At 67.6% G+C, this 5,621-nt stretch carries 8 protein-coding genes; all 8 read right to left on the minus strand.

Translation table 11 applies throughout. The features are described from left to right. On the minus strand, positions 1-395 hold a 395-nt coding region (locus tag NA389_RS21745; protein ID WP_001238280.1), incomplete at its 3' end, for a cytochrome c-type biogenesis protein. After that, on the minus strand, positions 392-949 hold the full coding sequence (gene dsbE / locus NA389_RS21750; protein WP_000828299.1) for a thiol:disulfide interchange protein DsbE: 558 nt from the start codon (positions 947-949) through the stop codon (positions 392-394). The genes NA389_RS21745 and dsbE, both read right to left, overlap by 4 nt. Next, positions 946-2,877: a heme lyase CcmF/NrfE family subunit gene (locus NA389_RS21755; RefSeq protein WP_000982533.1), complete on the minus strand. Its 1,932-nt coding sequence runs from the start codon at positions 2,875-2,877 to the stop codon at positions 946-948. The genes dsbE and NA389_RS21755 overlap by 4 nt, the downstream gene beginning before the upstream one ends. After that, positions 2,874-3,353 carry a cytochrome c maturation protein CcmE gene (gene ccmE, locus NA389_RS21760; RefSeq protein WP_001053619.1) on the minus strand — a complete coding sequence of 160 codons (480 nt, stop codon included), beginning with the start codon at positions 3,351-3,353 and terminating at the stop codon, positions 2,874-2,876. Before ccmE ends, NA389_RS21755 begins: the two co-directional genes overlap by 4 nt. After that, positions 3,350-3,562 carry a heme exporter protein CcmD gene (gene ccmD / locus NA389_RS21765; RefSeq protein WP_000074114.1) on the minus strand — a complete coding sequence of 71 codons (213 nt, stop codon included), beginning with the start codon at positions 3,560-3,562 and terminating at the stop codon, positions 3,350-3,352. Before ccmD ends, ccmE begins: the two co-directional genes overlap by 4 nt. After that, on the minus strand, positions 3,559-4,296 hold the full coding sequence (locus NA389_RS21770; RefSeq protein WP_000265996.1) for a heme ABC transporter permease: 738 nt from the start codon (positions 4,294-4,296) through the stop codon (positions 3,559-3,561). The genes ccmD and NA389_RS21770 overlap by 4 nt, the downstream gene beginning before the upstream one ends. Positions 4,297-4,347: 51 nt before the next feature. Continuing rightward, positions 4,348-5,007, minus strand: a complete 660-nt coding sequence (ccmB, locus tag NA389_RS21775) for a heme exporter protein CcmB (RefSeq protein ID WP_000990033.1) — start codon at positions 5,005-5,007, stop codon at positions 4,348-4,350. Next, positions 5,004-5,621: cytochrome c biogenesis heme-transporting ATPase CcmA (gene ccmA, locus NA389_RS21780; protein WP_000888532.1), on the minus strand; the 618-nt coding region annotated here is incomplete at its 5' end. The genes ccmA and ccmB, both read right to left, overlap by 4 nt.

Genomic DNA, 5,621 nt, shown 5'->3' on the forward strand with positions numbered 1-5,621 from the left:
CGCACCCGCCGGCGCGTGCGGGCAACGATTATCCACCCGCCCGCCACGATGGCGGCCAGCGGCAGCACCCACAGCAGCACCGTCAGCGGGGTCAGCGGCGGGTCGTAGGTGACGAAGTTGCCGTAGCGCGCCACCATGTAATCGATGATTTCCTGGCGGCTCTTTCCCTCCTGCATCAGGTCATACACCCTGCGGCGCATGTCGGTGGCTATCATCGCGTTCGAGTCCGCAATGCTGTTGTTCTGGCATTTCGGGCAGCGCAGCTGCTCCGTGAGCTGGCGGAACTGCTGCTCCTGCGCTTCATCTTTAAACGGCATCACGTCGGTGGTCGCCCGCGCTGACCCGGCGATAACCAGCGCCAGCATCAGCATCACCATGCCCGGTAACAGTCTCATTGCGCCGCCTCCCGGCTGTATCTGTCCCACAGCGGTTTCAGTTCACTTTCCCATACCCGGGCATTCAAATCGCCCGCATGGCGGTAGCGGATAATTCCCCTGCCGTCGATGAGGAAGGTTTCCGGCGCGCCGTACACGCCCAGGTCCAGCCCCAGCATCCCGTCGCTGTCCGATAAACTCAGCGCATACGGGTTACCCAGTTCCTTTAACCAGGCCACCGCCTTCGCCCGGTCGTCCTTATAGTTCAGCCCGACCACCCGGATACCCTGCGCGGCCAGCCGGTTCAGGTACTGATGCTCGGCGCGGCAGGTCGGGCACCAGGTGGCCCAGACGTTAAGCAGCACCGGTTTCCCCTGCGTCAGCACCTCCGCCTGGTAGTACTGACCCGGCGTCTCCAGCGATTCCAGGCGGAACGCCGGCACCGGCTTTCCGGTCAGCGCCGATTCGAGATTCGTCGGGTCATCGCCCTGCGCGTTGCGCGCCAGCTGCCACAGCAGCGCCGCGGCAATCAGCAGAAAAATCAGCAGCGGTAATAACAGTACGTTGCGTTTCATCCGGCCTCCGGCAATGGTTTACGGCGGCGGTAGCGCGGGTCCGCCAGGCACAGCAGCCCGCCCAGCGCCATCAGCAGCCCCCCGGCCCATATCCAGCGGACAAACGGTTTGTAGTACAGGCGCACGGCCCACGCGCCGTTGTCCAGCTCCTCCCCGAGCGCGGCGTACAGGTCGCGGGTCAGCCCGCCGTCAATCGCCGCCTCGGTCATCACCATCCGGCTGGTGTTGTAGAGCCGTTTCTCCGCGTGCAGCACCGCCTCCGGCTCGCCGTGGCGCGTCACCCCGATGAGGGCCACCCCGCCGCGGTAGTTGGGGCCGGTGATGTCCCGCACCTCCCGGAAGGTGAAGCGGTAGTCGTGAATGGTCACGCTGTCGCCCGCCCGCATCCGCACGTCACGCTCCACGCTGTAATTCTGGCTGAAGGCGATGCCGGTAATCGTCACCGCCAGCCCGAGGTGCGCCGCCACCATTCCCCAGTAGCTGAGAGAGGTTTTCGTGCCGCGGGACACGCGCTGTACGGCTTCGGCCACCGCCAGCACCGCAATCCAGCAGGCCATCGCCATCCCCACCGCCGTCATGGCGATGATTTTATCTTCCAGCAGCCATGGCAAAAGTACCGACAGCACCAGGGTGGAGACCAGGGCGGTGAGCAGCAGTTTCCTGATGTTACGCGGCCGGTCCCGGCCCCAGCGCACCAGCGGCCCCACCCCCAGCAGCAGGGCAAAGGGGACCATCAGCCAGGTGAACATGGTGTTAAAGAACGGCTCCCCCACCGAAATGCTGCCCAGCCCCAGCTGTTTGTGCACCAGCGGCAGCAGGGTGCCCAGCAGCACCACCAGCATGGCGGCCATCAGCAGGACGTTGTTGCCGAGCAGCAGCGACTCGCGCGACCACAGCGTGTTGTTCACCCGCGAACGCACCCTGTGCCCGCGCACGGCGAACAGCAGCAGCGAGCCGCCGGTGACCAGCACCATAAAGGCGAGGATAAACATTCCGCGCGCCGGGTCGGAGGCGAAGGCGTGCACCGACACCAGCACCCCGGAGCGCACCAGGAAGGTGCCCAGCAGGCACAGCGAGAAGGCGCAGATGGACAGCAGCAGCGTCCACGCCTTAAAGCCGGCGCGCTGTTCCGTGACCGCCAGCGAGTGCAGCAGGGCGGTGCCCGCCAGCCACGGCATAAAGGAGGCGTTCTCCACCGGGTCCCAGAACCACCAGCCGCCCCAGCCCAGCTCGTAGTAGGCCCACGCCGAGCCGAGCACGATGCCCAGCGTCAGGAACACCCACGCCGCCAGCGTCCACGGGCGGGCAAAACGGGCGAACGCGCTGTCCAGACGCCCGCTCAGCAGCGCGGCGATGGCGAAGGCGAAGGCCACCGAGAAGCCGACATAGCCCATGTACAGCAGCGGCGGGTGGAAAATCAGCCCCGGGTCCTGCAGCAGCGGGTTCAGGTCGCGCCCCTCCACCGGAAAGGCCGGCAGCGTGCGGGCGAACGGGCCGGAGGTGAACAGGATGAACACCAGAAAACCGGCGCAGACCATCCCCATCACCGCCAGCACCCGGGCGACGATATCCGCCGGCACCCGCCGGCTGAACACCGCCACCGCCAGGGTCCAGCCGCTCATCAGCAGCACCCACAGCAGCAGCGAGCCCTCGTGCGCTCCCCAGGTGGCGGCCACCCGGTACCACACCGGCAGCTGCGTGTTCGAGTTGCCGGCGACATAGGCCACGGTGAAGTCGTTAACCACAAAGGCGTGCACCAGCACGAAAAACGCGCCCGCCACGCAGATAAACAGCAGCCAGGCGAACACCCCGGCCGACGCCATCATCCGCGCGTCGCCGCGCGCCACGCCCCACAGCGGGTAAACGGACAGCAGCAGCGACACGCCGAGCGCCAGGCACAGCAGCGCGTGGCCGTATTCAGGCATCATGATGAGGTGTCCTTATCAGCGCGTTGCGGGCGGCGGTGGTTTTCCTGCATCGCCTTTTCCACTTCCGGCGGGGTGTAGTTCTCGTCATGCTTGGCCAGCACCTCCTGCGCCAGGACGTGGTTGCCCTTCTCCAGGGTGCCCTGCACCACCACCCCCTGCCCCTCGCGGAACAGGTCCGGCAGTATCCCCTCATAGCTCACCGTCACCGACCCTTCGGCGTCGTAGAGGCTGAAGTTCACCTTCAGCGAGTCCGGGTCGCGCCTGACGCTGCCGGGCATCACCATCCCGCCGACGCGCAGGCGCTGGCCCGCCGCAGGCAGCTGCTGCGTCTCGCGCTTGCCGTAGAGAATTTCGCCGGGGGTATAGAACAGGTCGATATTCGCGCGCAGCGCGTACAGGACCAGGGCGGTGGTCAGCCCCAGGCCCGCCAGCACCGCGCAGACCACCCATAGCCGGTTTTTACGTCGCAGGTTCACGCGGCCTCCTGTTGCGCCTGTGCGGCGCGCATCCGCGCCTCGCGCGCCCGCTGCTGCGCCACGCCGCGCAGAATGGCCCGGCGCTGCAGCACCGTGTGCAGCACCAGCAGCACCAGCGGCGCCACGGTCATCGCCACCGCCAGCCAGACAAAAAAGGCGTACCCGCCCATGGCGAAAAAATCGCTCCACGATGAAAATGCCGGACTCACCGGTGCCCCCTTTTCAGTATCAGTTCGCTCACCCACGGGCGGCGTTTTTCCATCAGTAAAATCAGGTTGCGCATCCGCATCAGCGCCAGCGTCATAAAGAGCAGCAGGTAGCCGGCGATGGCCCAGCGCAGCGGCGAGCGCATCGCCGGGTCGATGCTCTGCTGCATCCGCGTCGAGCCCTGGTGCAGGGTGTTCCACCACTCGACGGAATAGTGGATAACCGGCAGGTTCACCACGCCGACCAGCACCAGAATGCCCGCCGCGCGCCCGGCCATTTTACGGTCGTCAAAGGCGTGCCACAGGGCGATGACCCCGGCGTAGAGAAACAGCAGCACCAGCTCCGAGGTCAGGCGCGCGTCCCACACCCACCAGGTGCCCCACATCGGTTTGCCCCACGCCGCGCCGGTGACCAGCGCGATGAAGGTGTACACCGCCCCCACCGGCGCCATCGCCGCGACGGCAAGGCTGGCCATTTTCATCTGCCAGACCAGCCCGGTAAACGCCGCCACCGCCATCGCCGCATAGATACCCATTGACCAGATGGCCGCCGGGACATGCAGGTACATAATGCGGTAGCCCTCCCCCTGCTGGTAGTCCGCCGGGGCGAAACCAAAGCCCCGGACCCAGCCGGTGGCCAGCGCGATGATGCCGGCCGCCGCCAGCCACGGCACGAGCCTGCCGCAAATCTGATACAGCCGGGGCGGCGCCGCCAGCTGATGAAGGGTTTTCCACATAGTCGTCACCTGACCTCCTGAAACCAGTAAAATGTCCGTCGCGCCGGGGCGCTACTGCACGCTGAGGCGCAGCGCCGCCGCGGTGGCGAACGGGCTTAACGTCGCGCTGCCCGCCAGCAGCGCCCCCAGCACCGCCAGATAGCCGTCAGCGGGTAAATGCATTGATGCCGCGTCCATCGCCGCGGCGGCGAAAATCAGCACCGGGACACTCAGCGGCAGCACCAGAATGCCCAGCAGGACGCCGCCGCGCCGCAGGCCGGCCGTCAGCCCGACGCCCGGCGCGGCGAGAAACCCCAGCGCCGGCGTGCCGAGCAGCAGCGTCAGCGCCATGATTTTCCAGCCGTACACGTCCATCCCCAGCAGCAGCGCCACCAGCGGGGAGAGCATAATCAGCGGCAGGCCGGTCACCGCCCAGTGGGCCAGCACCTTCGCCAGCACCACCGCCGGCAGCGGCACCGGCAGCAGCATCAGCTGCTCCAGGCTGCCGTCCTGCAGGTCGTCGCGAAACAGCCGCTCCAGCGCCAGCAGCGAGGCCAGCAGCGCCGCCACCTGGATGATGCCCGGCGCGATACGCGCCAGCAGCTGCGGCTGCGGCCCGACGCTTAACGGAAACAGGGTGATGACCATCAGGAAGAACCACAGCGGGCCGGCGATGTCCGCGCCGTGGCGGAACGCCACGCGCAGTTCGAGACAGAAGACACGCCACATCACAGCCCAGCCTCCCCGCCGGTCAGCGCCAGGCGGCGGACGGTGTCCGCGGCCCCCGGCAACGGCTGGTGGGTGGTGAGAATGACCATCCCGCCCTGCGCCGTGTGCGCCGCCATCCGCCGGGTGAGGCGCGCCACGCCGTTAACGTCAATGGCGGTGAACGGCTCGTCGAGCACCCACAGCGCGGCGCGGGTCAGCCACAGGCGGGCCAGCGCCACCCGGCGCTGCTGCCCGGCCGAAAGCCGGGCGACCGGCACGTCCTCAAATCCCGCCAGCCCGGCCTGCGCCAGCGCCTCCGGGAGACGCGCGCCGTCGCCGGGGTGGAAGAAATGCAGGTTCTCCCGCGCCGTCAGGCGGGTTTTTATCCCCGGCTGGTGCCCTATCCACAGCAGGCCGGAATGGAAGCTGTCGCGCACGCGGCGCAGGGGCTCGCCCTGCCAGTACACCTCCCCGCCGTCCGGGCGCGCCAGCCCGGTCAGCAGGCGCAGCAGGGTGGTTTTTCCGGCGCCGTTGCCGCCGGTGACCTGCACCCACTCCCCGGCGTCCACGGTGAACGACAGCCCGCGAAACAGCGTCCTCTCGTCCCGCTCGCAGTACAGATCTCTGGCTTCAAGCAT

Source organism: Salmonella sp. NW645 (genome assembly GCF_051703725.1).
In the GTDB taxonomy this organism is placed as follows: Bacteria; Pseudomonadota; Gammaproteobacteria; order Enterobacterales; family Enterobacteriaceae; genus Salmonella; species Salmonella enterica.